Origin of the sequence: Microbacterium sp. AK031 (genome assembly GCF_024807145.1) — a bacterium.
Taxonomy (GTDB): Bacteria; Actinomycetota; Actinomycetes; order Actinomycetales; family Microbacteriaceae; genus Microbacterium.
Map to the genome: position 1 here is coordinate 1 of NZ_JANUCA010000010.1, position 24,350 is coordinate 24,350.

The 24,350-nt window shown below is 64.3% G+C and carries 24 protein-coding genes and 2 tRNA genes; 16 read left to right on the plus strand and 10 right to left on the minus strand.

Going from position 1 to position 24,350, the window contains the following annotated elements; all coding sequences use genetic code 11:
• Positions 1 to 315: 315 nt before the first annotated feature.
• The 6 genes from rsmG to rpmH are packed head-to-tail and all read right to left on the minus strand — an operon-like array spanning position 316 to position 3,394.
• Positions 316 to 942 carry a 16S rRNA (guanine(527)-N(7))-methyltransferase RsmG gene (gene rsmG / locus HDC95_RS15770; RefSeq protein ID WP_259064599.1) on the minus strand — a complete coding sequence of 209 codons (627 nt, stop codon included), beginning with the start codon at positions 940 to 942 and terminating at the stop codon, positions 316 to 318.
• Positions 943 to 973: 31 nt separating this feature from the next.
• Complete coding sequence (locus HDC95_RS15775; protein ID WP_259064600.1) at positions 974 to 1,480, minus strand: R3H domain-containing nucleic acid-binding protein; 507 nt, start codon at positions 1,478 to 1,480, stop codon at positions 974 to 976.
• On the minus strand, positions 1,477 to 2,550 hold the full coding sequence (gene yidC / locus HDC95_RS15780; RefSeq protein WP_259064601.1) for a membrane protein insertase YidC: 1,074 nt from the start codon (positions 2,548 to 2,550) through the stop codon (positions 1,477 to 1,479). The genes HDC95_RS15775 and yidC overlap by 4 nt, the downstream gene beginning before the upstream one ends.
• Positions 2,551 to 2,553: 3 nt before the next feature.
• Positions 2,554 to 2,904: a membrane protein insertion efficiency factor YidD gene (gene yidD, locus HDC95_RS15785; protein ID WP_259064602.1), complete on the minus strand. Its 351-nt coding sequence runs from the start codon at positions 2,902 to 2,904 to the stop codon at positions 2,554 to 2,556.
• Complete coding sequence (gene rnpA, locus HDC95_RS15790; RefSeq protein WP_259064603.1) at positions 2,901 to 3,251, minus strand: ribonuclease P protein component; 351 nt, start codon at positions 3,249 to 3,251, stop codon at positions 2,901 to 2,903. The genes yidD and rnpA overlap by 4 nt, the downstream gene beginning before the upstream one ends.
• Positions 3,252 to 3,256: 5 nt before the next feature.
• On the minus strand, positions 3,257 to 3,394 hold the full coding sequence (gene rpmH / locus HDC95_RS15795) for a 50S ribosomal protein L34 (protein ID WP_033105593.1): 138 nt from the start codon (positions 3,392 to 3,394) through the stop codon (positions 3,257 to 3,259).
• Positions 3,395 to 3,838: 444 nt separating this feature from the next.
• Between rpmH and dnaA the strand changes: the two genes are divergently transcribed.
• From dnaA to HDC95_RS15830, 7 genes are all read left to right on the plus strand, one after another.
• Entirely contained in the window at positions 3,839 to 5,107 is a 1,269-nt protein-coding gene (gene dnaA, locus HDC95_RS15800) for a chromosomal replication initiator protein DnaA (protein WP_396652724.1), read from the plus strand.
• A 421-nt stretch (positions 5,108 to 5,528) separates the two neighbouring features.
• Positions 5,529 to 6,671: a DNA polymerase III subunit beta gene (gene dnaN, locus HDC95_RS15805; RefSeq protein ID WP_259064605.1), complete on the plus strand. Its 1,143-nt coding sequence runs from the start codon at positions 5,529 to 5,531 to the stop codon at positions 6,669 to 6,671.
• A 51-nt stretch (positions 6,672 to 6,722) separates the two neighbouring features.
• The gene (gene recF, locus HDC95_RS15810) at positions 6,723 to 7,976 is read left to right on the plus strand and encodes a DNA replication/repair protein RecF (protein ID WP_259064607.1); all 1,254 of its coding nucleotides are present in this window, start codon (positions 6,723 to 6,725) and stop codon (positions 7,974 to 7,976) included.
• Entirely contained in the window at positions 7,969 to 8,460 is a 492-nt protein-coding gene (locus HDC95_RS15815; protein ID WP_259064608.1) for a DUF721 domain-containing protein, read from the plus strand. Before recF ends, HDC95_RS15815 begins: the two co-directional genes overlap by 8 nt.
• 119 nt (positions 8,461 to 8,579) lie before the next feature.
• Positions 8,580 to 10,652, plus strand: a complete 2,073-nt coding sequence (gene gyrB / locus HDC95_RS15820) for a DNA topoisomerase (ATP-hydrolyzing) subunit B (protein WP_259064609.1) — start codon at positions 8,580 to 8,582, stop codon at positions 10,650 to 10,652.
• A 39-nt stretch (positions 10,653 to 10,691) separates the two neighbouring features.
• Positions 10,692 to 13,232 (plus strand): DNA gyrase subunit A, encoded by a 2,541-nt coding sequence (gene gyrA, locus HDC95_RS15825; RefSeq protein ID WP_259064611.1) that lies wholly within the window; start codon positions 10,692 to 10,694, stop codon positions 13,230 to 13,232.
• Positions 13,229 to 13,633 carry a DUF3566 domain-containing protein gene (locus HDC95_RS15830; RefSeq protein WP_033105587.1) on the plus strand — a complete coding sequence of 135 codons (405 nt, stop codon included), beginning with the start codon at positions 13,229 to 13,231 and terminating at the stop codon, positions 13,631 to 13,633. The genes gyrA and HDC95_RS15830 overlap by 4 nt, the downstream gene beginning before the upstream one ends.
• A 326-nt stretch (positions 13,634 to 13,959) precedes the next feature.
• Here HDC95_RS15830 and HDC95_RS15835 read toward each other — a convergent pair whose 3' ends face one another.
• Positions 13,960 to 14,640, minus strand: coding sequence for an SDR family NAD(P)-dependent oxidoreductase (locus HDC95_RS15835; RefSeq protein WP_259064613.1), 681 nt, complete (start codon positions 14,638 to 14,640; stop codon positions 13,960 to 13,962).
• An 82-nt stretch (positions 14,641 to 14,722) separates the two neighbouring features.
• Here HDC95_RS15835 and HDC95_RS15840 point away from each other — a divergent pair, with 82 nt between their 5' ends.
• The 6 genes from HDC95_RS15840 to HDC95_RS15865 all read left to right on the plus strand — a co-directional run bounded on the left by HDC95_RS15840 (position 14,723) and on the right by HDC95_RS15865 (position 18,543).
• Positions 14,723 to 15,277, plus strand: a complete 555-nt coding sequence (locus HDC95_RS15840) for a TetR/AcrR family transcriptional regulator (RefSeq protein WP_259064614.1) — start codon at positions 14,723 to 14,725, stop codon at positions 15,275 to 15,277.
• A 104-nt stretch (positions 15,278 to 15,381) separates the two neighbouring features.
• Positions 15,382 to 16,659, plus strand: a complete 1,278-nt coding sequence (locus HDC95_RS15845) for a histidine kinase (RefSeq protein ID WP_259064616.1) — start codon at positions 15,382 to 15,384, stop codon at positions 16,657 to 16,659.
• Positions 16,647 to 17,372, plus strand: a complete 726-nt coding sequence (locus tag HDC95_RS15850; protein WP_259064618.1) for a response regulator transcription factor — start codon at positions 16,647 to 16,649, stop codon at positions 17,370 to 17,372. The genes HDC95_RS15845 and HDC95_RS15850 overlap by 13 nt, the downstream gene beginning before the upstream one ends.
• Positions 17,369 to 18,316, plus strand: a complete 948-nt coding sequence (locus tag HDC95_RS15855) for a DUF4097 domain-containing protein (RefSeq protein WP_259064620.1) — start codon at positions 17,369 to 17,371, stop codon at positions 18,314 to 18,316. Before HDC95_RS15850 ends, HDC95_RS15855 begins: the two co-directional genes overlap by 4 nt.
• A gap of 53 nt (positions 18,317 to 18,369) precedes the next feature.
• Positions 18,370 to 18,443: transfer RNA gene (locus HDC95_RS15860), tRNA-Ile, on the plus strand.
• A 27-nt stretch (positions 18,444 to 18,470) separates the two neighbouring features.
• Positions 18,471 to 18,543, plus strand: a tRNA-Ala gene (locus HDC95_RS15865).
• An 86-nt stretch (positions 18,544 to 18,629) separates the two neighbouring features.
• Here HDC95_RS15865 and HDC95_RS15870 read toward each other — a convergent pair.
• Positions 18,630 to 19,553: a LysR family transcriptional regulator gene (locus HDC95_RS15870; protein ID WP_259064621.1), complete on the minus strand. Its 924-nt coding sequence runs from the start codon at positions 19,551 to 19,553 to the stop codon at positions 18,630 to 18,632.
• A 119-nt stretch (positions 19,554 to 19,672) separates the two neighbouring features.
• Here HDC95_RS15870 and HDC95_RS15875 point away from each other — a divergent pair, with 119 nt between their 5' ends.
• From HDC95_RS15875 to HDC95_RS15885, 3 genes are all read left to right on the plus strand, one after another.
• Entirely contained in the window at positions 19,673 to 20,530 is an 858-nt protein-coding gene (locus HDC95_RS15875) for an aldo/keto reductase (protein ID WP_259064623.1), read from the plus strand.
• Positions 20,531 to 20,577: 47 nt separating this feature from the next.
• On the plus strand, positions 20,578 to 21,510 hold the full coding sequence (locus HDC95_RS15880; RefSeq protein ID WP_259064625.1) for an aldo/keto reductase family oxidoreductase: 933 nt from the start codon (positions 20,578 to 20,580) through the stop codon (positions 21,508 to 21,510).
• Between the two features lie 157 nt (positions 21,511 to 21,667).
• On the plus strand, positions 21,668 to 21,943 hold the full coding sequence (locus HDC95_RS15885; RefSeq protein ID WP_259064626.1) for a hypothetical protein: 276 nt from the start codon (positions 21,668 to 21,670) through the stop codon (positions 21,941 to 21,943).
• Positions 21,944 to 22,044: 101 nt separating this feature from the next.
• On the opposite strand, the gene HDC95_RS15890 is transcribed toward HDC95_RS15885, so the two are convergent.
• Positions 22,045 to 23,115 carry a 3-deoxy-7-phosphoheptulonate synthase gene (locus HDC95_RS15890; protein WP_259064627.1) on the minus strand — a complete coding sequence of 357 codons (1,071 nt, stop codon included), beginning with the start codon at positions 23,113 to 23,115 and terminating at the stop codon, positions 22,045 to 22,047.
• Positions 23,116 to 23,413: 298 nt separating this feature from the next.
• Complete coding sequence (gene thpD, locus HDC95_RS15895; RefSeq protein WP_259064628.1) at positions 23,414 to 24,310, minus strand: ectoine hydroxylase; 897 nt, start codon at positions 24,308 to 24,310, stop codon at positions 23,414 to 23,416.
• Between the last annotated feature and the right edge of the window lie 40 nt (positions 24,311 to 24,350).

Genomic DNA, 24,350 nt, shown 5'->3' on the forward strand with positions numbered 1-24,350 from the left:
ACCGGAACCGAGGAGGTGACCGACACCATCCTCGAACTCAGCGCCTAACCTCTCACACCGAAGGACCGCGCTACACCACTACCCGGGACTTGACCACAGGTCGCGTTAGAGTCGCCGCACGAACGACGATGTTTCACGTGAAACATCACTCCCCAAACGCGCCTCCCTGCTGAGGGGTGAATGTCGCACACTCGAACAGGCAAGGGCGTCAGAGATGCCGAGCGAACGAGCATCGTGGTGCCCGCGAAGCGGGCGGCTCCTTGTTCTGCGAGAGAGTCAGCGTACCGGGAGTCGGCAACGCAGACAGTGGACGGGCTAGCCCCGAACAGTAGCCCTGACGACCCGAGTCGTCTCATCGAGCACACCTTCACCCAGCACCTCGACGCGCACGTCGCTGAGTCGGTACTTCTTGATCTGCTTGGCTGCAGCTTCGATCTCCGCCGGAGCGTTCACACCCTTGAGCAGAGCAATCTCTCCCCCATCTCGCAGCAAAGGCGCGGTGAACGGGATGAGAGTGCGCAGCGCGCTGACAGCACGAGCTGTGACGAAGTCGAACTTCCCGGTGGCACGCACGTCCTCCGCGCGTGAGCGCAGTACTTCGACATTGCCCAAACCGAGTTCCGTCACCTGTTCGCTGAGCCAGTTGACGCGGCGCTCCATCGGCTCGATCAGCGTCCAAATCACGTCGGGGCGTGCAATGGCGAGCACCAGACCCGGGAGCCCAGCGCCGGATCCGATGTCGGCCGCCGTGCCCTGAAAGATGGGAGCGGCGATCGCACTGTTGAGCACGTGGCGTGTCCACAGACGAGGGAGCTCGAGAGGACCGATCAGGCCACGCTCTTCACCTTGGTCCGCGAGTGCGGCCGTGAACCGACGAGCGAGATCGATGCGATCACCGAAAATCGATGCCGCAACCGCCGGCTCGATCTCGACCGAAGTCATACCCGATCCCTTCGATGTTTCACGTGAAACATCAACGCCGGCGAATCACCGTGTGGCGATCAGCCCCGTCGCCGTAGGACTCGGAAACGAGATCCCGATCGGCGACGATGTCATGTACAAGCTTGCGCTCATAGCTCGACATCGAAGGCAGCGACGCCTGCGAGGCGCCTTCGTCGAGTTTCACGACAGCCGCATCCACGAGCGTCTCGAGCTGACGACGACGCGCATCACGTGATCCACCGACATCCAGAATGAGCCGCGAGAAAGAACCAGTCTTGCTCTGCACAGCGAGACGAGTGATCTCCTGCAACGCCTGCACGGTGTCAGGATCGGCGAGAACGGAGATGTCCTCTCCCTCCGCGTCGACCGAGACATAGGCACGGCCCTGACGCACGTCGAGGTTCAGGTCACCGTCGATGTCGGCGATGTCGAGGAGCTCTTCGAGGAAGTCTGCGGCGACATCTCCCTCATGCTCGAGCTGCTCAACAGTGGGCTCAGAACGATCCGCAGTGCGCTCGACGACGTTTTCACCGGTCATGAGCTGGGGCCCTTCTTCTTGGCTCGCTTCTTACCCACAGGCTGCTGGCGCTTCGGGGCGTTCTGCTTGGCCTTCTCAGCCTCCTCGAGAAGACGCTGCTGCTGTGCCTCGTACACCGACATCGGCACGACCTTGCCCGAAGAGTCGATCGCCTTGCCCTTGCGTGCCAGACGCTCCTCACGAGCCTTCGCTGCTTCCGAACCAGGAGTCGGCATCTCGCGGATGACCAGGAACTGCTGCGCCATGGTCCAGAGGTTCGAGATGAACCAGTAGACGACCACACCGAGCGGGAAGAAGACACCCGAGAAGATGAAGCCCAGCGGAAGCACGTAGAGCATGATCTTCTGCATCTGGTACGCCTGGCCGGTCTTGGCCTCAGGTGACAGGTTCTTCGAGATGATCTGCAGCTGCGTGAAGAACTGCGAAACGATCATCAGCACCACGAGGATGACCAACAGGACGATAGCGACCGTGTTCTGCGTCTCGATTGCGTTGCCGAGCGTACCGTGCAGAGACACATTGCCGAAGATGGTCGCGTCGTAGAACTGCTGCGTGAGGTCGTTGCTGAGCAGGCCGACACCGCTGAAGTCGGGGTTGTCCCGCACCTTCTGCACGTCGTTGAGCACACTGAACAAGGCGAAGAAGATCGGCATCTGCACGATCAACGGCAGACAGCTCGACATCGGCGAGGTGCCGTGCTTCTTGTACAGCCCCATCGTCTCGCGGCTCATCGCCTCACGAGAGAGCTGGTCCTTCTTGCCCTTGTACTTCTCCTGGATCTTCTTCATCTCAGGAGCGATTTCCATCATCTTGCGCTGGCTCTTGATTTGCCGCACGAACAGGGGAAATACCGATGCGCGAACGACGATGACAAGGCCGACGATCGACAGGATCCAAGTGATTCCGGATGCTTCCGGGAGCCCGACGCTGGTGAACAGCCAGTGCCACGCGACGAGGATGAGCTCGACGGCCCACTTGAGCGGCCAGAGGATCGTGCCAAGCAGATCGAAACCGCCGCCGCCGGAGTCCGGGGTGGGTGTCGCAGAGGCGAGCAGAAGGTCAAGACCCACTGTTCAGTCCTTTCGAGAAGGTACGACGAAACCTTGAGCGGTCAGGTCGTATCGGAAATGGTCGTGAGGGCGGACGTCGTCGACGCCGCCTTTGCTCCAGGGGTTGCAGCGCAGGATGCGCCATGCAGAGAGCACGGCGCCTTTGACTGCACCGTGCTGCTGCACTGCACCTACAGCGTAAGCCGAGCACGATGGGTAATACGCGCACACGTCGCCGTAGAGAGGCGAGATCACGGCACGGTACCCGGTGAGGAAACCTAGGACGAGATTTCGGGGAACCAGCGGGATGCTGCGCACGAGGTCGCTCCCATGAAGATGCCCTTTGCCCATGGCATAGGACGGCAACGCGCTCATGCCGTCACCCGGCCATGGCTCAGACGCGCGAGACACCTGGTCACATCCGCATCGAGATCAGCGAAGGTGGCGGACGCAGATGCAGGAAGGGCACGGATGACGACATCCGTGCCCTCGGGAACATCTGCGATCGCCCCCGCACAGACGGCTTTGAGCCGCCGGCGCACGGTGTTGCGGATCACAGCGTTGCCCACCTGCTTGCTGATGATGAACCCGAATCTCGGCTCACGTGCCTCACCCGTCGTCAGCATGGAAGTGACGACACGGACGCCCCCGCACCGGACACCGCGACGGACTACCGACCTGTAGTCGGTGCCTCGCGTCAGTCGGAACGGACGGGCGAGCACGAGGCTTACGCCGAGAGCTCGGTGCGGCCCTTCGCGCGACGAGCCGAGAGGATTCCACGGCCGGCGCGGGTGCGCATGCGGGCGCGGAAACCGTGCTTCTTGGCGCGGCGGCGGTTGTTGGGCTGGAACGTACGCTTGGTCATGGGATCACTCCGGGAACGCTGTCACCGGATGTGTACGACCGGAGACATAGGGATCTGCCCGATTTCGGACATAAGTCAACCGATTAAGGGTACGTCTTACCGGCGCAGAGGGCAAATCTCCGCGCCACGATCGATTCGAGCATCAACACTCCGCACAGCAATTATCCACAACCTCGACACTCGCGGGCTGCGCAACACACCCGCGGTTTTCCACAGGCAGGTTGCCGTTCACAGCGCGGGTGACTACCGTGGCATCCGAAGTTATCCACAGGGGGGAAGGCCGTTCCGGTCCGCCCTCCGCGAGCCCTTGCCCGGAGCACCATGTCCTCTCCTGCCCAGCCCGACGTTCCGATCTGGGCGCAGGTGGCGGATCTCCTCGATCACGACGACCGTGTGACCCCTCAGCTGCAGGGGTTCCTGAGTCTCGTGGTTCCCGCGGGAGTCATGGGCGCGACGCTCTATCTCGACGTGCCGAACGACCTCACCGCTGCGCAGATCAACAAGCGTCTGAGGATGCCGATCATGGAGGCGCTGACGCAGCTCGGTGACGAGGTGACCACGTTCCGCGTCGTCGTGAATCACGAACTCGCCGAGCAGCCGACCGCACCGATCGTCGTTGCCGACTTCACGCGCAACGAGGTGCCTCGCAGCGAGTCGCCGATGGAGCAGCCGACACCGCTGCGGCACGAATCGCGCCTCAACCCCAAGTACACGTTCGACAACTTCGTCATCGGCCAGTCCAACCGCTTCTCCCACGCGGCCGCGGTCGCGGTCGCCGAGGCGCCAGCGAAGGCATACAACCCGCTGTTCATCTACGGCGATTCCGGACTCGGTAAGACACACCTGCTCCACGCCATCGGCGACTACGCACAGTCTCTGTACACAGGAGTGAAGGTTCGCTACGTCTCCAGCGAGGAGTTCACGAACGACTTCATCAACTCCATCGCGAACAACCGCGGCTCTGCCTTCCAGGCTCGCTACCGCGACGTCGACATCCTCCTCATCGACGACATCCAGTTCCTGCAGGGTCGCGCGGAGACGCAGGAGGCCTTCTTCCACACGTTCAACACGCTGCACGACCACAACAAGCAGGTCGTCATCACGAGCGATGTGGCACCGAAACACCTCACCGGCTTCGAGGACCGGATGCGAAGCCGCTTCGAGTGGGGTCTCATCACCGACGTGCAGGCGCCCGACCTGGAGACGCGCATCGCGATCCTGCGCAAGAAGGCGCAGAGCGAAGCACTGCACATTCCCGACGAAGTCCTCGAGTACATCGCCACGGTCGTCTCGTCCAACATCCGCGAACTCGAAGGCGCCCTGATCCGCGTCTCGGCCTTCGCGAGCCTCAATCGCTCGTCCCTCGACATCTCCCTCGCCCAGACCGTGCTGCGAGACATCATCGATACGGCAGAAGACAACATCATCTCGCCGACCGACATCATCACGGCGACCGCGCAGTACTTCAAGCTCACGGTCGACGACCTGTATGGATCGAGCCGTTCGCAGCAGATCGCGACCTCGCGCCAGATCGCGATGTATTTGTGCCGCGAGCGCACCAACCTGTCTCTCCCCAAGATCGGGCAGTTGTTCGGCAACCGCGACCATACGACGGTGATGTACGCGTACAAGAAGATCAGCGAGCTCATGAAAGAGCGTCGCTCCATCTACAACCAGGTGACGGAGATCACCACGCAGCTCGGCCGACGCTGACAAACGCCCTTTCGACGGCTTGACAGCTCCCGGGAGCGTCAGATAAATGCCGCTTTGCACATGTGGATAACTTGTGGATGGATTCATGCAGAGTTCGGGACGAATGTGTGCCGATGACGGCATCCTGTGGATAACTCCGAATCACACCTTTGTTGTTCCGACCCCGTATTGATGCGGATTCCTCAGGGATTCCACATCTCACACGTGTGTAGTTCCCTACTCGCGATTGATATCCACCGACTTATCCACAGTTTCCACAGCGGTTAACACTGTTAAGGAGTTAACCCTTTGAGAGTGCGATCCGATCACCTCAAGGGTGGAGAAGCCGTCGTATGGCGCATCCTTGCTGTGGGGATACGATGGGAACCCCTGACGTGGGTCCACCCCCGACAGGTCTTGTAATTACGACGAGGGAGCGCCCGTGAGGTTCCAGGTCAACCGCGATGTATTCAGCGAAGCTGTGTCTTTCGTCGTCAAGCTGCTGCCCCAGCGAAACCCGCAGCCGATCCTCGCCGGAGTCCTGATCGAAGCAGGCGAGCAGGGGCTCACGCTCTCGGCGTTCGACTACGAGGCATCTGCACGTACGACGATCGAGGCCACGGTCGAAACTCCTGGCACGATCCTCGTGCACGGCCGGCTGCTCTCCGACATCGCCAGCCGCCTCCCGAACGCACCGATCGAGATCGCTGTCGAGGAAGACGGCGGAATCGCGGTCACCTGCGGCTCTGCTCGATTCACCCTCGCAGCCATGCCCGTCGAGGAATATCCATCGATCCCTGAGGTCTCCGGCTCTTCCGGTGTCGTACCGGCTGACGATTTCGGAACCGCGATCGCCCAGGTCGGGTTCGCCGCCTCTCGCGACGACGTGACTCCGGTGCTCACCGGTGTGCAGCTCGAAGTCTCAGGTCACAATCTGAGCCTGGTCGCCACTGACCGTTACCGCGTATCGCTGCGCGATGTGCCGTGGGACGGCGACGCCCCTGAGCAGACGGCACTCGTTCCGGCTCGCACGCTGACCGAGGTCGGCAAGACGTTCGGTCACGCAGGTACCATTCAGATCGCCTTCTCCGGTGAGGGCGACCGCGAGATCATCGCCTTCACGGCGGGCAACAAGACCGTCACGTCGCTTCTGATCAAGGGCAACTTCCCGCCGGTTCGCCGACTGTTCCCCGAGCAGACCGAGCACTACGCGGTCGTCAGCACCGCAGATTTGATCGAGGCCGTCCGCCGTGTGGCACTCGTGCTCGATCGTGCTGCTCCACTGCGATTCACGTTCACATCCGACAGCGTGACGATGGATGCGTCCGGCAGTGAGCACGCCAGAGCATCCGAGTCGGTGGATGCGCACCTCTCGGGCGGCGACGACGTGACACTCGGGCTCAACCCGCAGTACCTGACGGAAGCACTCAGCGCGGTCAAGAGCGAGTTCGTGCGCGTGACCTTCACCTCAAGTGACAACGCGAACAAGCTCAGCCCGGTTCTGATCACCAGCCAGACCTCCGTCGAGCAGGCCGGCAACGACTCGTTCAAGTACCTCCTCCAGCCCAACCTTCTCCTCCGCTGATCTCTCTCCGCGGCCCGGAATCATGTCCGTGGCAAAAGGTAGGGTGAACCCGTGATTGTGGAGCATCTGAGCCTGGTGGACTTTCGCAATTACGCGACCGCCGAACTCGCGCTGCTCCCAGGGCCGAACGTGCTGGTCGGCCGAAACGGTCAGGGCAAGACGAATCTCGCGGAAGCAGTGGTCTTCCTTGCGACTCTGGGCTCGCATCGGGTGTCTTCGGATGCGCCGATGGTCAAAGACGGGCAGGAATACGCCGTGATCCGTGCGCGACTCTCTGTCGGAGAGCGCAAAGTGCTCGCCGAGGTGCAGATCAACAGGCAGGGTTCGAACAAGGCGCGCATCAACGGATCGCCGTCGAAGACGAATGAGCTCCCCAGGTATGCGCACGTCGTGCTGTTCGCACCGGAAGACCTGCAGATCGTCCGCGGCGATCCGTCGTCGCGGCGGCGTTTCGCGGATCAACTGCTGATCCAGCGAACTCCGCGCATGGCTGCCGTCCTCGGTGACTACGACCGCGTCCTCAAGCAGCGCACTGCGCTGCTGAAATCTGCTCGTGCCCGCGGCATCCGCGGCGAAGCGCTCGCCACTCTCGATGTCTGGAACGACAAGCTCGTCGCGCTCGGATCCGAGATCATCGACGCGCGACTGCGCCTCGCGACCGACCTGCAGCAGCCCTTGGCCGCCGCATACACTGCGATCGCCGGCGCAGATCACACTCCCGAGATCGAATGGGCGCTCTCGGTGCGGGGCGGCGACCCGGAAGAAGGCGAAGAGGGATCGTCCGAGTCTCGCGGCGAGATCGCCGAGATGTTCCGCGCAGCACTCGACGCGAAGCGCACGCAAGAACTCGATCGAGGTCTCACCCTCGTCGGCCCGCACCGCGACGACCTGCTGCTGCGCGTGCGCGGACTGCCGGTGAAGGGGTACGCGTCGCACGGCGAATCCTGGTCGGTCGCGCTGGCGCTGCGACTGGCATCCGCCGAACTGCTCCGGGCGGAATCTCCCGCTGGCGATCCCGTGCTGATCCTCGACGACGTGTTCGCCGAGCTCGATGCCGATCGACGGCAGCGACTGGCCGGCCTCACCGTCGGTTACGAGCAGGTGGTGGTGACGGCTGCGGTAGAGGAGGATATTCCCGAGGAGCTGCACCGTCATGTCGTTCGCATCGACGCAGGCACGATCACGGACGACCGAGCCGTCTCCGCCGCCGCCGACGCCGACGACAGCACCGAATCCGAGGCGAGTACTACCGGCAGCGGCCCTGAGACCGACCCCGACAGCACAGCGGAGGAAGACGATGAGTGACGCGGCATCCGACATCCCCGAGACCGTTGCGACCTATCTGCGTCTTCGGGGTCTGAAGCCGAGTTCGAAATCATGGAAGCGCAAGCGGCGCATCCGCGACGATGACGACAACGCGCCGTTCACGCCCGGCCGCGATCCCGGCGCTCTCGGGGCCGTGCTCGACACGCTCAGCCGGGAGTCCGGATGGGAGATCACCCTGGCGCGGGAGGATCTGGTTCGACAGTGGGCCGACCTCGCCGGGTCCGACACGGCGAAGCACTCCGAACCGGTCTCTCTGGAGAACGGGATGCTGACGGTCAAATGCGACTCGACGGCCTGGGCGAAGAACCTTCAGTTCATGCGCGCGACCATCCTCACCGAGATCGGCAGACGCTACCCGCAGGCGGGTGTGAACAACCTTCGTTTCATCGGGCCGGACGTTCCCTCTTGGAAATGGGGGCCGAGAGCCGTCCCAGGGCGCGGTCCACGCGATACCTACGGGTAGGGCACCAACGAAGCCATCTCGATCGATCTCAGGGCCACACAAGGCCGTATAGCCACATCTTCGCGGTCCGGACACGCTAGACTGGGCATTCGAGATATCGATGTGGAGAATCACCTCTGATGACGACTGAAACCCCCGCTGACGAGCCTGAATCGACAACCGGGGGCATCCCCGACACCGAGTCCTCCGTAACCCCCAAGCAGAAGCAGCAGGGCGAGTACGGAGCCAATGAGATCCAGGTCCTCGAGGGTCTCGAGGCTGTGCGCAAGCGGCCCGGCATGTACATCGGTTCGACCGGACCGCGCGGTCTGCACCACCTTGTGCAGGAGATCGTCGATAACTCCGTCGATGAGGCGATGGCCGGCCACGCCGACACGATCCTTGTGACGTTGCTGGCCGACGGAGGCGTGCGGGTCGTCGACAACGGCCGTGGCATCCCTGTCGATCCGCACTCGTCGGACCCGACCAAATCGACTGTCGAGGTCGTGCTGACGATCCTGCACGCCGGCGGAAAGTTCGGCGGCGGCGGCTATGCGGTCTCGGGTGGTCTGCACGGTGTCGGCTCTTCCGTCGTGAATGCCCTCTCCACACGTTTCGACGTCGAGATCAAACGGCAGGGCCGTGTGTGGAACCACAGTTTCTCGAACGGCGGCGTGCCCCAGGAACAAGGGCTCATAGAAGGTGCCGAGACAGACGAGACCGGCACCAACATCACCTTCTGGCCCGATGCCGCGATCTTCACCGAAGGCGTCGAGTTCGATTACGAGACCCTGCGCACGCGGTTCCAGCAGATGGCGTTCCTGAACAAGGGGCTGCGCATCGAACTGCAGGACGAGCGTGAGGGCTCGGCATACGAGGTCGAAGAAGACGGCGCCACCGTCACGAAGCAGCGCGGTGATGTGTTCCTCTACGAGCGCGGCCTCGTCGACTACGTCGAGTACCTGAACCGGGTGCGTCATGCCGAGGTCGTCAACGACGAGATCATCGATTTCGAGTCGGAGGACGCCGAGCGCAAGATCTCGCTCGAGGTCGCGATGCAGTGGACGACCGGATACACCGAGAACGTCTTCACGTACGCCAACACCATCAACACCCATGAGGGCGGCACGCACGAAGAGGGCTTCCGTGCCGCGCTGACGACGCTGGTCAACAAGTACGCCCGCGCGAACAACCTGCTGAAGGAGAAGGACGACAACCTCTCCGGCGATGATGTGCGCGAAGGTCTGACGGCCGTCATCTCGATCAAGCTCGGCGAGCCGCAGTTCGAGGGACAGACCAAGACGAAGCTCGGCAACACCGAGGCGAAGGCGTTCGTCCAGAAGGTCGTCGGCGATCAGCTCGGTGACTGGCTGGAGCGAAACCCGACTCAGGCGAAGAACGTGATCCGCAAGTCGATCGATGCGGCGACCGCACGCATGGCCGCCCGCAAGGCGCGCGAGACCGCTCGTCGCAAGAGCGTCTTCGAGTCGGCCGCGATGCCGGACAAGCTCAAGGACTGCACGAGCAAGGACCCGTCGATCAGCGAGATCTTCCTCGTCGAGGGTGATTCGGCAGGCGGTTCCGCCGTGCAGGGTCGCGATCCGCACACCCAGGCGATCCTGGCTCTTCGCGGCAAGATCCTCAACGTCGAACGAGCGCGTCTCGACAAGGCACTGGGCAACAAAGAGGTTCAGGCGATGATCCAGGCCTTCGGCACTGGCATCGGCGAGGACTTCGACATCGAGAAGGCCCGATACCACAAGATCGTGCTGATGGCGGATGCTGATGTGGACGGGCAGCACATCACGACACTGTTGCTGACGCTGCTGTTCCGTTACATGCGCGGACTCATCGAGGCCGGCTTCGTCTACCTCGCGATGCCGCCGCTGTATCGCCTGAAGTGGACGAACCAGCCGCATGAGTACGTGTACTCGGATGCTGAGCGCGATGCGCTGATGGAGCACGGTCTCGCAAACGGCAAGCGTCTTCCGAAGGATTCCGGTGTGCAGCGCTACAAGGGCCTCGGCGAGATGAACGCCAAGGAACTGTGGGAGACCACCATGGATCACAACACACGAACCCTCCGTCAGGTGACCATCGAAGACGCCGCTTCGGCGGATGAGATCTTCAGTGTGTTGATGGGTGAGGACGTCGAGTCCCGCCGCGGATTCATCCAGCGCAATGCCAAGGACGTCCGCTTCCTCGATATCTGACGCTCAGGCATTCACGGCGACCGGAACTGAAAGAAACACATGACTGACGAAGAACGCCCCGACGCGACTCCCCTGCACGAGCACGGAAAGATCGACCAGGTCGATCTGAAGTTCGAGATGGAGCGCAGCTACCTCGACTACGCCATGGCGGTCATCGTCGGCCGTGCGCTGCCTGATGTACGCGATGGCCTGAAGCCGGTGCACCGTCGCGTGATCTACGGCATGTACGACGGCGGGTTCCGTCCGGACAAGTCGTTCTCGAAGTGCGCCCGCGTCGTCGGCGAGGTCATGGGTCAGTACCACCCGCACGGTGACTCGGCGATCTACGACGCGCTCGTCCGCCTCGTGCAGCCGTGGTCGATGCGGTACCCCCTCGCGCAGGGTCAGGGAAACTTCGGTTCTCCGGGAAACATGGGAGCTGCTGCCCCGCGTTACACCGAGACGAAGATGGCCCAGCTCGCGCTCGAGATGGTGCGCGACATCGAAGAGGAGACCGTCGACTTCACGGACAACTACGACGGTCAGACCCAGGAGCCGACGGTTCTGCCGGCGCGATTCCCGAACCTGCTCGTCAACGGTTCCGTCGGCATCGCGGTCGGCATGGCCACCAACATCCCGCCGCACAACCTGCGCGAGATCTCGAATGCGGCGCTCTGGGCGCTCGACAACCCTGACCTTCCGCGTGAAGAGCTCCTTGAAGGGCTGATCAAGCGCGTCCCCGGTCCGGATTTCCCCACCGGTGCGCAGATTCTCGGATCCAAGGGCATCCACGAGGCATATCGCACGGGTCGCGGCTCCATCACGATGCGGGCCGTCGTCAACGTGGAAGAGATCCAGGGTCGTACCTGCCTCGTGATCACAGAGTTGCCGTACCAGGTCAACCCCGACAATGTCGCGGTGAAGATCGGCGACCTCGCCCGTGACGGCAAGATCACCGGCATCGCCGACATCCGCGACGAGACCAGCGACCGCACCGGTCAGCGTCTCGTCGTCGTCCTCAAGAGGGATGCCGTCGCCAAGGTCGTCCTCAACAACCTCTACAAGCACACGCAGCTGCAGGACAACTTCGGCGCGAACATGCTGGCGATCGTCGACGGCGTGCCGCGCACGCTTGCGCTCGACGGTTTCATCACGCACTGGATCTCCCATCAGATCGCCGTCATCGTTCGTCGCACGATCTTCCGTCTGCGCAAGGCCGAAGAGCGCATGCACATTCTGCGCGCCTACCTCAAGGCGCTCGACGCGCTCGACGAGGTCATCGCGCTGATCCGTCGCTCTCCCACCCCGCAGGAGGCGAACGAGGGGCTGCAGAAGCTGCTCGACATCGACGAGATTCAGGCAGACGCCATTCTGCAGATGCAGCTGCGCCGCCTCGCCGCTCTCGAACGACAGAAGATCGTCGATGAGGCGACGGAACTCGAAGCGAAGATCGCAGATTTCAAGGCGATCCTCGCTGACGAGATGCGCCAGCGCGCCATCATCCGCGAAGAGCTGGAAGGCATCGTCGAGCGCTTCGGCGACGAGCGTCGCACGCACATCCTCCAGGGCTTCGACGGTGATGTGTCGATGGAAGACCTCATCGCCGAGGAGGAGATGGTCGTCACCGTCACCCGCGACGGATACCTCAAGCGCACGCGCAGCGACAACTATCGTTCGCAGCATCGCGGCGGTAAGGGTGTCAAGGGCGCGCAGCTTCGTGCGGATGATGTCGTCGAGCACTTCTTCGTGACGACGACTCATCACTGGCTGCTGTTCTTCACCGACAAGGGTCGTGTCTATCGGGCGAAGACCTACGAAGCGCCGGAGGCCGGTCGGGATGCGAAGGGCACGCACGTCGCGAATCTGCTGGCACTGCAGCCGGACGAGAGCATCGCGCAGATCCTCGCGATGCGCGACTACAACGTCGCCGACTATCTGGTGCTCGCCACTCGGGGCGGCGTCGTCAAGAAGACGCGCCTCAGCGATTACGACACGAACCGCCAGGGTGGTGTCATCGCGATCCGTCTTCGTGAAGAGGACGAACTCGTCAGCGCACTGCTCGTCGATGCCTCTGACGACATCCTGCTGATCAGCCGTCATGGCATGTCGCTGCGGTTCAACGCCACCGACCAGGCGCTGCGTCCGATGGGGCGCGCGACCGAGGGCGTCAAGGGCATGAGCTTCCGCGGAGACGATGATCTTCTGTCGGCATCCGTCGCCGGTGACGACGGTTTCGTCTTCGTCGTCACCGACGGTGGCTATGCGAAGCGTACGTCGATCTCGGAGTACCGCGTTCAGGGACGCGGCGGAATCGGCATCAAGGTCGCCAAACTCAACGACGATCGGGGCACTCTCGCGGGTGGTCTGATCGTGTCGGAGGACGACGAGGTCTTGGTGGTTCTGTCCAGCGGCAAGGTGGTACGCTCTGCCGTGGCCGAGGTGCCCGCCAAGGGCCGCGACACCATGGGAGTGGTGTTCGCCCGGACGTCCGAGAAGGACCGGATCCTCGCCATCGCACGTAACGGAGAACGCCGAATCGTCGAAGAACTGGACGAGGCGGACTCCGACACCGAGACCCCCGAGGAAAGCACAGACGTATGAGCACAGTAGCCGACAAGTTGGCGAAGAAATCGACGCGTAAGACCGGCGGCAAGCAGGTCCGCCTGCGCTTGGTCTACGTCGATTTCTGGTCGGCCGTGAAGCTCTCGTTCCTGGCGGCGGTCGCGCTCGCGATCGTGACCATGGTCTCGTTCTTCCTGATCTTCCTCGTGCTGCAGGCGACGGGGATCATGTCGCAGACAGATGAGTTCGTCGGCAACATCACTGACGGATCGGTGTCACTCGCGTCGCTCATGGGTCTGCCTCAGGTCATGGCGTTCGCCGCTGTCGTGTCGATCCTGAATCTGATCGTCGTCACCGTGCTGGGTGCCGTCGGCGCCGGGATCTACAACCTGGCCGTCAAAGTCACCGGCGGGCTGCTCGTCGGCTTCACGTCGAACTGATCCTGTTTCCAGAAGAGGGCGGATGCTGCGGCATCCGCCCTCTCTGCGTTTCCGGGGGCCCGCCGTCGCCGACAGCTCAGATTCCCAGTTCCATACCGGTGAGCTCCTCGAGCTGCGACCACACCCGCCGTGCCACGTCGTGACCCGGCTGCGCGGTGCGCGGACTCGGCGGTATGGCGACAGGTGCGCGCCCTTGACCCCGCCCGCGGGCGCGAAGTAGTCGCCGCCCGGCGCTTCCGGATCGATCGCGGCGCGCACCGCGGACCATGCCGCGGTGTCCTTTCCCTGCGCCCACGGGGTGTTCGGGTTGCGCTGGTACGGCGTGGTCACATCGCGGATGCCGGCGCGGTGCGGCGTCTTGGCATCGACGCCCACACCGGCCGGGTCACGATCGATGCGACCGGCAGACGTGCGGCACGGAGCCGTCGATCCAATTCGAACGCGAAGATCTCCGTCACGGTCTTCGCCTTGGTGTAGGCGGCGATCCCGATGCGCGGAACGCGGCGGATGTCGCCGACGGGGCGGCCGAATCTCTCGACGTACCCCGTCGACGTGTGCACGATCCGCGGGGTGGTGCCATGCCGTTCCGCGCTCGCGACGAGTGTGGGAAGCAGCTGTGCGATGAGCACGACGTTGGCGATCACATGGGTTCCGAGCAGCATGGGCAGTCCGTCTGCAGTGGTGGCGGACGACGAGAATGCCATCGCTCCGCCGTTGAGGACGATGCCGTCGATGCGCGGCAGCGTCGAGAGCTCCTCGGCCGCGCGCGCGACAGAAGCCAGCGAACTCAGATCCATGAGCGTCGATGCGAGCGATGCCGCAGGATGCTGCTCGCGGATGGATGCCTGCGCGGACTGGGGCTTCGCGGCGGATCGGGCGGCGATGACCACGTGCGCGCCGGTACCGGCCAGCTGTTCGGAGGCGAAGTAGCCGATTCCGGCCGTCGTACCTGTGACGACGAAGGTGCGCTCCTGCGCACGAGGGAGGCTCTCAGGGTTCCAGGGCATGTCGTACTCCTTCTATTCGGATGATGTGTCCACTTAAGCCAACACGAGTGGATGACCTATCCGGTTGTGTACCATGGACGACATGAATGCCCTCCGTGCAGACGCCGCACGATCGCGAGAGTCGATACTCGAGATCGCGCGCACACGCGATCCGCGTGATCTGCGCCTGAACGAGATCGCGCGTGACGCCGGTGTCGGCGTCGGCACCGTATATCGACATTTCCCGACCGTGCATGCACTCGTCGAGGCGCTCAGTCTCGAAACATTGCAGCGGCTCGACACGCAGGTACGCGAGGCGATCGATCAACCGGATCCCGCACGTTCTCTCGGCGACTTCCTCCGTGCGGCGCTCGAGCTCCAACTCGAGGACGGCGGCCTGCAGGAAGTGCTCGTCTCTCCCGATGACGAATCAGGGGCCGTGCGCGAACTGAAGCATCGACTCCTCAGCACGTTCGAAATGCTGCTCTCGCGGGCGAAGGAGGCCGGTGTCGTCCGTGCCGATCTCACGGTCGCGCAGCTGCAGCACCTCGTCTGCGGAATCGAGCACGCGGTTCGTCTGGGCGGTTCGGCCGATCAACGACCCTTCGTCGACATCCTCCTCGCCGGCATCGCGCCCGCACCGGCGGCACGGATCTGAAGAGCCGTGCGGGCATCGCCGTGCGAGCAGGTAGGGAAAACCCGAAGCCAGGTGTCGGGATGACGCGGTGTCGCACGGGTGCGCCCGCGGCCTAGCCTCGAGGTATGACGACACAGACTGCCACTTCACCCGCAGAGGCGCCGACCAAAGCGCCACCGCTGCGGCTGTTCTTCACGATCCTGCATCTGGCCGCACTCGGCGTGCTCGGCGGCGGGATCATCGGGATCCTGGCCGCCACGTTCGGAACCGGCGTGGTTCTGCTGTTCGTCCTCGGGATCGGACTGCTGTTCCTGGTCGGCTTCGTCTACGCGCTGTTCGGGCTCGGATGGTTCGAGATCGTGCGTGTGAGAGGGCTGTACGCTCTCGACATCGCCGACCTCCAGCCTCGTCGCCGCCAGCGGCCAGGGTTCGGGGGATGGCTCCGCTCGCTCGGACGTCAGAGCATCGACGGACGCATGTGGCGTGCAGTGGCGAGCTTCGTCATCGCCTGCATCTTCGGTGCGCTGGTGCTCAGGCTCTTCTGGGCCCTGGTCTTCTCGGCGATCAGCATCTTCGCGCCGCTCGGCGCCGCCGAGACGGTCTCGATTCCACTCGCCTTCGGCGTCGGCCAAGTTGGCGTCGAGTGGGCTGTGCTTGCAGGTGTCCTCGGTGCTCTCGCCGCAGCGGCGGGCATCATCGGTCTCGCCCTGCTGCATCGCACCATCTCGTGTGCGCTGGTCGTGCCCAACCGCGAGGCCGAGCTCACCGAGCAGGTGCGCACCACGAGCGCGCAGCGCGAAGGTGCGGTGCGCGCAGCAGACGTCGAGCGCACGCGCATCGAACGCGATCTGCACGATGGCGTTCAGCCCCGTCTGGTCTCGGTCGGGATGACTCTGGGCCTCGCGCATCAGAAGATCGATGACGACCCCGCGCAGGCGAAGGATCTGATCTCGGAGGCGCACACCTCCACGAAGGCGGCGATCACCGAGCTGCGACAGCTCGCCCGCGGCATCCATGCCTCGGTTCTCGATGATCGCGGACTGGATGCTGCGCTTTCAGCCCTTGCCAGCAGGTCGCACATCCCGGTGCATCTCGACGTGCGCATGGACGGTCGCTGCAGCCGCGACGCCGAGGCTGCCGTGTACTTCTCGATCGCGGAGTCTCTCACCAATGCCGCCAAGCACTCCCGTGCCAGCGAGTGCCGGGTGATCGTACGACTGCGCGAGGGCGGCGTGCTGTGGGCCCGTGTCGAAGACAACGGCATGGGCGGTGCGCAGGTGCAGCCGGGTGGCGGACTCGACGGCATCTCGAACCGCGTGCTCGCGGCCGGCGGCACGTTCCGTCTCGACAGTCCGCAGGGCGGGCCGACATCGCTGGAGGTGAGCGTGCCATGCGCATCCTGATCTGTGAAGACTCCGTGCTGCTGCGCGAGGGGCTGGTGCGACTGCTCGAAGACTCGGGTCACGAGGTCGTCGCAGCTCTTCCCGACACGGATGGACTCACCGACGCCGTGCGGACGACGGATCCTGAGCTGTGCATCCTCGATGTGCGCCTTCCTCCGACATTCACCGACGAGGGCATCCGCGCCGCTCTCGGGCTGCGGAAGACGCATCCGTCGCTCCCCCTCCTCGTGCTGTCGCAGTATGTCGAGGAGCGCTATGCCAGCGATCTGATCGCCGCGCAGGGTGGCCCGCTGGGCTATCTGCTGAAGGACCGCGTCGCCGATGTCTCCGAGTTCGTCGCATCGGTCGAGCGGATCGCTGAAGGAGCTTCCGTTCTCGATCCCGAGGTCGTCGCGCAGCTGCTCACGCGGCGCAATCGGGATGATCGGATGCTGCAGCTCACCGAGCGCGAGCGCACCGTGCTCTCGCTCATCGCTGAGGGCAAATCGAATCAGACGATCGCAGGTCTGCTGTTCCTCTCCGAGGGCAGCGTGGAGAAGTACATCACGTCCATCTTCCAAAAGCTCGGCCTCGAACCCGAAGCCGGCAACCGCCGAGTGCTCGCAGCGCTCGCCCACATCGAGAACACCGGCAGCGGCACGGGTCCGCTCGGAACCCCGCCACCCGGAACCCCGCCATTCGGGAATCAGTCACAGACAGGAGCGGCACGATGAACGCCGAATCACAGAACAACCAGGGTGGGCACGACGTGCCGCTCAGCCCGCCGCCGGCAGCAGACTCGGGGGCTGCGGCTTCGAGTGCTCCAGCTCAGGGTGCGCCGGCCCCGGGTGCAACGGCACCGGGACCGGCGGGACCGCGCGGGTCGGGTGCGCGTGCGGGTGCCATCGCGATCGCGGTCTTCGGGGGCGTCGCTCTGCTGGCGACCGGCGGCACGGCGGCGATCGCCGCCGTCAATGATGTGACCACGTCGGTCGATGAGTCGCGGCAGCAGATCGATGCCTCCGGCGTCACCGGCATGGATCTGGAACTCGGTGGCGTGAACATGCGCGTCGAGTTCGGTGACGTGGAGGACGCACAGCTCGATGTCTCGGGAAGCGGCAACAACCGGTGGGTGCTCACTCGCGATGACGACGAACTCGTCGTGAACAGCCCCGAGATGAAGTTCGGCTGGTGGTTCGGCGACTGGTTCAACGACGAGCAGCGTGTGGTGTTGACTCTGCCGGAGGAGCTGCGCGGCACAGGACTCGACGCTGACATCTCGCTCGGCGCCGGGAGCCTGGACGTGGAGGGCGACTTCGGTGAGGTTGATGTCGAGATGGGCGCCGGCGCGCTGTTCATCACCGGATCGGCCGAGACGATCGATCTGGACCTGGGGGCGGGTCGCGCGGAACTCGACTTGGCGGACGTGTCGGAGGCCGACTTCACCATCTCGGCGGGGCGGATGGTCGCGGAGCTCACAGGGACGGCACCGAGTGAGGTGCGGTTCGATGTGAGTGCCGGATCGCTCGAGCTGACGCTGCCGGATGAGGAGTACAACCTGAATCAGGATGTGAGTGCCGGATCGCTCGACAACGGGCTGCAGACCTCGTCGAACGCGCGGAATTCGATCGTGGCCGGCGTCTCTGCAGGCAGTGCGATTCTGCGGCCAGGGGATTGACCGGCTCCGATTCGGATTTTCCGTCGATCTCCGGTAAAGTCTTGGAGGTTGACGGGGCTATAGCTCAGTTGGTTAGAGCGCTTCACTGATAATGAAGAGGTCCCAGGTTCAAATCCTGGTAGCCCCACTTTTCACCTCAACTAAACACCCTCGCGGGGCCTTAGCTCAGTTGGTAGAGCGCCTGCTTTGCAAGCAGGATGTCAGGAGTTCGAATCTCCTAGGCTCCACAGAAACAAGAAGCGCCGCCCACAAGGGCGGCGCTTCTCCCGTTGATCAAGCTGACCAATTCGAGCCGGTCCCGCTCGCCACCGCATCAGCTCGCGTGGAGGTGTGTCTCGGCTGGCGCGCCGAGATCCGAGAGCAACTCGAGCAGGTGCGTCGAGGGTGCCGCGATGTGATCATGCGCGGCAGAGACGGCCGATACCTTCCATGACAGACCCGCGGTCTGAGGGAGCGCGACCATGCGCAGACCGACCGCCTGCGGCTTGGCCGCGACGTGGCGGGGCACGATCGCGACGCCCAGGCCGCGGGTGACGAGGTCCAGAAGTGTGTGCACGTCGTTGACGGTGCACCGCACCCGCCGGTGGATGCCGTGCGCTGCGAGGATATCGTCGTTCAACTCGCGGATGCCCCATGTGCCGGTGAACTCAATGAAATCTTCACCTTCGAGCGCGTGCCAGGCGATCTCCGGGCGCAGGTCGGCGCGTGCAGCGATCGGGTGGTCAGGGGCCGCTAGCAGGACGAGCGGCTCCTCGCCTAGGATTCGGTTCGGCAGTGCGCCGAGGTGCTTGGTCGCCGCCACGAATGCCACGTCGATCTCACCTGCCCGCGTCAGCGCGACGAGCTCCTGCGAGCCGGCTTGCGTGAAGTGAGTCTCGACGCGCGGGTGGCGCCGGTGGAAGCGCTCAAGGAGATCTGCCACGTCGACGAAGCCCAGGCATTGTTCGGCGCCGATGCGGAGGAAGCCTGTCACCTCCTGGCTCGCCTTGATCACTGCATCGCGCGCCTGCGTGGCATTTGCCAGCATCTGCCGCGCATAAGGCAGCAGCGCCAAGCCCGCTTCGGTCAGCTCCACGCGGCGCGTCGTACGATCGAACAGCGGGGTGCCCAGTTCCTGTTCGAGGTTGCGAATCGCTGAGGAGAGGCCGGACTGCGAGATGCCCGCGAGCTCGGCCGCGCGGGTGAAGTGGCGTTCCTCGGCGACTGCGAGGAGGTACTCCATCTGACGCAGATCCATTCACACCTCCTGCTTCTGAATTTCAGAACTATCAACTGTTGGACTTCTAGATTAGCCAATCCTAGGGTGAAGGAGTGGCGCCGAACGGAGTCACCGCAACTCTACGAAGGAGCTCACGAATGCTGCAGCGCACCATCGGTGACCGATCCGTGTCGGCGATCGGCCTCGGCGGCATGCCGATGTCGATCGAGGGGCGACCTGAAGTCGATCGCTCGATCGCCACCATCCACGCCGCCCTCGATGCCGGCGTCACACTCATCGACACCGCGGACGCGTACCACGTGGGCGCGGACGAGGTCGGCCACAACGAGGAGCTCATCGGTCGCGCCCTGCGCGAGTACGGCTCAGGCGCGGCCGACGTACTCGTCGCCACCAAGGGAGGTCATTTTCGTCCTGGCGACGGCACCTGGATGCGCAACGGCGACCCGGACTATCTCAAGCGCGCCGCAAAGGAATCCGCGCGCCGCCTCGGCCTCGACGCCATCGGTCTGTACCAGTTACACCGCCCGGATCCTCAGGTGCCCTATGCGGACTCGGTGGGCGCGATCCGGGATCTGCTCGATGAGGGCGTGATCTTGATGGGCGGTATCTCCAACGCCGACGTCGCCCAGATCGACGAGGCCCGCGACGTTCTCGGCGGGCGTCTGGTGTCCGTCCAGAATCAGTTCTCTCCTGCTTTCCGCTCCAGCCAGGGCGAGCTCGAGCACTGCGCCGAGCTCGGCATCGCGTTTCTGCCGTGGAGTCCGCTCGGAGGCATAAAGTCGGCGAAGGACCTCGCAGACCGCCACGGCGCGTTCCAGGAGGTGGCGGATGAGTTGGACACGAGCGTCCACCAAGTCGCGCTCGCGTGGGAACTCGCTCTCGCTCCTATTGTGATTCCTATACCCGGCGCCTCGCGCCCCGAGAGCATCCGTGACTCCGCAGCGGCGACGGATCTGACGCTCACCATCGAGCAGGTCGCTCGCTTGTCCGCCTGACCCGTATCCTCGGCTTCATTCACCCCCCGACCTAACGAAAGCGACCCATGAAGACCTTCACCCTTCCCCACACCGATCTGGTGGTGCCCAACGTCGTCCTGGGCCTGATGCGCATCCAGGACAAGACCGACGAGGAAGTGCGCACGCTCGTGAGCACCGCGCGTGATGCCGGTATCACCTTCCTCGACCATGCGGACGTGTACGGTTCAAGCAAGCACGGCTGCGAGCGTCGTTTTTCCGAGGCACTGCGGCTCACGTCCTCCGAGCGCGAGCAGTTCGTGATCCAGTCGAAAGCCGGTATCGTGCGCGAAGGCCCGTACTTCGACTTCTCGTACGAGCACATCATCGAGTCCGTGGACGGCTCGCTCGAGGCGCTCGGTACTGACTACCTCGACATCCTGCTCCTGCACCGTCCCGACGCGCTCGTGGAACCGGAAGAGGTGGCCCGGGCGTTCGACGATCTATCGGCCTCCGGCAAGGTACGTGCCTTCGGCGTCTCGAACCAGACGCCTCGCCAGATCGATCTGCTGCGCAAGTACGTCACGCAACCGATCGTCGCCAACCAGCTTCAGCTGTCGATCACGCACGCGCCGATGATCGCGCAAGGCGTGTCGGCCAACATGCAGCACCTGGATCAGTCCGTCGTGCGCGACGACGGAATCATCGACTACTGCCGTCTGAATGACATCACGATCCAGGCGTGGTCGCCGTTCCAGGCCGGCTTCTTCGACGGACCCTTCGTCGGTTCGGACCGCTACCCCGAGCTGAACGCAGTGCTCGACCGCCTCGCCGACGAATACGGCGTCGCGCCAGAGGCCATCGCGGTGGCCTGGATCACCCGGCACCCCGCACGGATGCAGGTCGTGCTCGGGACCACGACCCCAGAACGCGTCGCGGCAGCGGCCCAGGGCTCGGAGATTTCGCTCACTCGCGCCGAGTGGTACGAACTGTTCCGCGCAGCCGGCTACCTCGTACCGTGATGTGAGTGCGGAACACGGCTGGCGGCTCTGGAGGCGTACCGCGACTGAGTAGCCGTTGCAGGATTCCGGCCGACGCGGTCGGACGACGCACAGGATGCAGCACGAGAAGCCCCGGCGTCGACCGGGGCTCTCTCGTGTTCCGACGTAGGATCGAAGGGTGCTGATCGGTCTGATGCGTCCCGTGGAAACCCGTTCCGTCGACGTCGAGGCCGCAGACCTTGCCGGCGTCCAGACGCAACTGGCCACGCAACGCCCGGAGGGCTTCGACCTCGTCTCCGCCCCGGTCGTGATGATCAAGGGTGCAGCGATCCTCAAGGCCAAAGGAACCTTCCAGAGCCGCGACCGCATCGAGCAGATCGAGGCAGACGACATGGACGCCCTGCACGCCAAGGTGCCAGAGGGCTGGCAGCTCCTCAGCGTTCGCGCCACCTGACGCGCCCAGCATCCTTCTACTCGAGCTCGATGGGAGATTCTCGCACGCTCACGGCGCTCGAAACGTGCGAAAACCTCCCGTCGACGCCGCGCTCGGCTCGCTCACGCGCGGCGTCGACGCACGCCGTCCGCGAGCTGCGCGAGGGCTGCCTCCGTGGCATCCCACCCCATGCAGGCATCCGTCACGCTCTGCCCGTAAGTGAGCCGGGTGCGGCCGGCCGAGACATCCAGTTTCTGCGCACCCGCGACGAGGTTGCTCTCCAGCATCACACCGGCGATCGCCGTACCATCCGTCGCGATCTGCGAACCCAGCTCTGCCGCCACCGCAGCCTGGCGCACGTGATCCTTGCCGCTGTTGCCGTGGCTCGCGTCGACGACCACGCGTGGCGCGAGCATTGCCGCATCCAGTCGGCGAGCTGCCTCCGCCACGTGAATGGCGTCGTAGTTCGGGCCGTCGGTGCCGCCGCGCAGGATCACACCCGTGTCGGGATTGCCCGTGGTCGCCACCAGACTCGCGCGACCATCCGACCCGATGCCGAGGAACGCCTGCGGGGCGGATGCTGCAGCCGCGGCATCCAGCGCCACCTGAAGCCCGCCGTCCATGCCGTTCTTGAAGCCGATCGGCATCGACAGGCCGGAGGCCAGCTGCCGGTGGATCTGGCTCTCCGTGGTCCGCGCGCCGATCGCGCCCCACGTGATGAGGTCGGCGGTGTACTGCGGGCTGATCGGCTCGAGGAACTCCGTGGCACACGGCATCCCGAGCGCGGTGACATCGCGCAGGAAACCGCGTGCGAGGCGCAGCCCTTCTTCGATGTCGTGGCTGCCGTCGAGGTGGGGATCGTTGATCAGACCCTTCCAGCCGATGGTGGTGCGCGGCTTCTCGAAGTACGTGCGCATCACGATCAGCAGGTCGTCCCGATGCTGCTCGGCCTCCCGCACCAGTCGTCCGGCGTACTCGAGTCCTGCAGCGGGGTCGTGGATCGAGCAAGGGCCGGCTATGACGAGCAGTCGGTCGTCCTCACCAGACATGATCGCGCGCACCTCGTCGCGCGTGCGCGAGACCAGCGCCGAGCGCTCCTCTCCGACCGGCAGCTCGGCGGCGATGTCGCCGGGGGCGGGAAGAGTCGTGAACTGCGAGACGTGCAGATCGGCTGTCGCATCGAGAGTGTTCATTGGTCCTGTCCTGTAGTCAGGCGGACCCGGGATGCAGAGCCCGCCGATGAAACGGCGAAAGCCAGAGCAAATGCTCTGGCTTGTCGGCTCTGAAGGTGTCGGTATGCGCTAGATCAGCGCCGGCCCCTCCAGAGCCGACTCGAAATACGCATACCAACGGGTTGTCATGCGAAAGACACTACCCCATGTCGGTGCGTGCTCGGTCCGAATCCCAGACGATCGACCTCCGCAGCGGCGCGGCGCAGTGGTGACGCACCGTCCGAATGCGTGACCGTCTGGGATTCGGCACCACCGCCGGTCAGCCCAGCGGCGTGAAGTCGCGGTTCGCGATGTGCGTCGGACGCGGTGACTTCGCCGCGAACGGATCGACGAGCGCGTTCTCGACGCTGTTGAACACCATGAACACGTTCGAGCGGGCGTACGGGGTGATGTTGTTGCCCGATCCGTGCATGATGTTCGAGTCGAACCACAGCGCAGACCCGGCAGCGCCGGTGAACTGGTCGATGCCGTACTTGTCCGCCAGCGCCGTGATGGCCGCGTGACTCGGCACGCCGGCTTCCTGCGCCTGCAGCGACTGCTCGTGATTGTTGTCGGGCGTCTCGCCCACCGCCGGCACAAAAGTGCGGTGCGAGCCCGGCATCACCATGAGTCCGCCGTTGAACGGATAGTTGTCGGTCAGCGCGATCGACAGGCTCACCGACCGCGGGATCGGCATACCGTCCTCCGCGTGCCAGGTCTCGAAGTCCGAGTGCCAGTAGAACCCGGTGCCGGTGAAGCTCGGCATGTAGTTGATCCGCGTCTGGTGAAGGTACACCTCCGACCCGACGATCTGCCGCGCCCGGTCGAGCACCTTCGGGTCGCGGGCGAGGGCGTGGAGCACCGAGCTCAGCTTCTCGACCTCGAAGACCGAGCGCGCGGTGCCGGTCGTGCGCTCGGTGATGAGCCGATCGTCGCCTTGCAGTGCGGTGTCGGATGCGAGTCGGTCGAGCTCACCGGAGTACAGCGCGACGTCATCGGCCGAGATGAAGTCCTCGAGGATCGTGAACCCGCGCTGCTCGTGTGCCTGCAGTTCTGCCTCGGAGAAGGGGCCGTCGTCGGCCGATCCCCACACCGCAGGCTGGGTCCGGGTGATGAAGTCGGAGGGCTGCGTCAGCCGGGTCGGGAACAGGTCCTCTGCGGTGGTCGTGGTGGTCATGCGTCGTTCTCCTGTCTCGTGCGGAATTTGCGGAATTTGC